This window comes from Streptomyces albospinus (genome assembly GCF_014648695.1).
Taxonomy (GTDB): Bacteria; Actinomycetota; Actinomycetes; order Streptomycetales; family Streptomycetaceae; genus Streptomyces; species Streptomyces albospinus.
Genome location: NZ_BMRP01000099.1, coordinates 1 through 1321, shown reverse-complemented (window position 1 = coordinate 1321; position 1321 = coordinate 1). Strand labels below are relative to the sequence as shown.

The 1321-nt window shown below is 78.0% G+C and carries 3 protein-coding genes; all 3 read left to right on the top strand.

The window, feature by feature from the left end; genetic code table 11:
• Nucleotides 1-267: LPXTG cell wall anchor domain-containing protein (locus IEZ17_RS43660; RefSeq protein WP_229853120.1), on the top strand; the 267-nt coding region annotated here is incomplete at its 5' end.
• Nucleotides 268-307: 40 nt separating this feature from the next.
• Nucleotides 308-982: an RNA polymerase sigma factor gene (locus IEZ17_RS40890; RefSeq protein WP_189308709.1), complete on the top strand. Its 675-nt coding sequence runs from the start codon at nt 308-310 to the stop codon at nt 980-982.
• Nucleotides 979-1321 (top strand): hypothetical protein (locus tag IEZ17_RS44075; protein ID WP_189308708.1); only part of this gene is annotated, 343 nt, incomplete at its 3' end. The genes IEZ17_RS40890 and IEZ17_RS44075, both read left to right, overlap by 4 nt.

The window sequence follows — 1321 nt, the reverse complement described above, 5'->3', positions numbered from 1 at the left end:
CCGGGCCACGGCACCCCCTCCCCCGTGCCCACGCAGCCCCCGGGCCACCGCCCGACCGCCCGGCCCTCCGCCCCCGGCAGCTCCCGACCGAGCCCCGTCCCCGCCCACCCCGGCAACCCGGGCGCCGCCAACGGCGGCCGGGGCGGCAAGGAACTGGCCCGCACCGGCGCCTCCTCCGCGGCCACCCTCGCGCTCGGCGGCGGCGCGGCGGCCCTCATCGCCGCGGGCGGCGGTACCGTCTACGCCGTCCGCCGGCGCCGCGCCTGAGACAGCCCGCCACTCAGGAACCGCCCGCCCCGAGGAAACGATGGTCCACTCCGTCACTCCGCACCCCGCCCCGGTACGGTTCGCCCTGCCGGGGCTCCTCCGGCCTGCCCGCTGGACCCGCCTGCTGCGCGCCGTCCGCCGCGAAGCACCGCCGCCCCACCGCCCGGAGCATGCCGAACTCCCCGACCACAACGGCCAGTTGGCGTACGGCGGGGACACCGACCCGCCGCCGCCCACCATCACCGAGCTGTACCACGCCCACCGGCTGAACATGGTCCGCCTGGCCGTCCTCCTCGTCGACGACCGCGCCACCGCCGAGGACGTCGTCCAGGACGCGTTCGCCGCCCTGTACAAGCGGCACGGCGAACACCTCGGCGAGGTCGACAACGCCCTGGCCTACCTCCGGACCGCCGTCGTCAACGCGGCCCGCTCGGTCCTGCGCCGCCGCCGTACCGCCCGGGGCTACACCCCGCCCTACGAGGCCGACGCCCCCTCCGCCGAGGAGCGCATCGTCCTCGACGAGGAGCATCGCGAGGTCTTCGCCGCGCTCGGCGGCCTGACCGCCCGCCGCCGCGAGGTCCTGGTCCTCCGCTACTGGGGCGAACTGTCCGAAGCCGAGATCGCGACGACGCTGGGCATCAGCCGCGGCGCGGTGAAGTCCCTGGCCAGCCGCGCCCTGGACGCCCTGGAAAAGATCCTGGAGGCCCGGTCGTGACCCCGCATGGCACCGCCCCCCGCACCCCCGAACGCCCCGTCGAGGCCCGCCTGCGCCGCGCCTTCGAGGCTCGCGCCCGGACCGTCGACGTACGCGATCTGCGCCCCGCCGCGCCCCCGGGCCCCCACCTCCGCCGCCGTACGGTCCTCACCCGCGCCCGGCTGCGCCGCTTCGCCCTGCCGCTGGCCGCCGCCACCGCGACCGCCGCCCTCGTCCTCGCCTACCTGGCCACCACCCCCGGCACCCCGCCACCCCGCCCCACCCCGGCGACACCCCCGAGCCCCGTCACCTCCACCCCGCCCTCCGCCACCCCCTCCCCGAGCATTGGCCCAAGCAGTC

What these genes read in the sequence shown, in the direction of transcription:
- IEZ17_RS40890 (WP_189308709.1), top strand. Translation starts at nt 308, where the DNA reads ATGGTCCACTCCGTCACTCCGCACCCCGCCCCGGTACGGTTCGCCCTG.